This is a genomic window from Streptomyces sp. DH12 (genome assembly GCF_020873895.1).
Lineage (GTDB): Bacteria > Actinomycetota > Actinomycetes > Streptomycetales > Streptomycetaceae > Streptomyces.
On record NZ_JAHWGT010001115.1, the window covers coordinates 1 to 448 of the forward strand.

A 448-nucleotide genomic window follows, 5' to 3' on the forward strand; every position below is an offset into this window, starting at 1 on the left:
GTGTCAGCGCTGGGGGACCGGTCCTGGTGCGAGGTGTGCGATGACCCCGACACCCCACTCCCCCCGAGGAGGACCGACCGTGGCTGACGAGGGAACGGTGCCGCTGGGCCATATCCGGGCCTCCCACCGGGTCCTGGGCTGGTGCTCGCTGTGCCCGGAGCACGACGCGATGGACGAGCTGCTGGCCTGGCGTGACGACTCGTACATGGACCCGGCCGACGAGGCGGACCCGCCCCTGGCCATCACGACTGCGTACACGACCTGCGGGGCGTGCGGGACGGAGGAATCCGTCCTCACGTCCGTGGTGACCATCCGGACCCGTACCGGGCGCCGCCAGGTCGCCCAGTGGGCGTACTGCCTGAACTGCGACGACATCCCGGAGGCTGCTGATGGGAAAGCGTGACGACCAGCTCGACCAGGAGGAAGCCGCCTTCGCCCTGCTCGTCGC

Annotated in this window: 1 protein-coding gene; it reads left to right on the top strand. The window is 70.5% G+C overall.

What is annotated here, in order from left to right; translation table 11 throughout:
- Positions 1-79: 79 nt before the first annotated feature.
- Positions 80-403 carry a hypothetical protein gene (locus LPA54_RS38800; protein WP_228985093.1) on the top strand — a complete coding sequence of 108 codons (324 nt, stop codon included), beginning with the start codon at positions 80-82 and terminating at the stop codon, positions 401-403.
- The last annotated feature ends 45 nt before the right edge of the window (positions 404-448 follow it).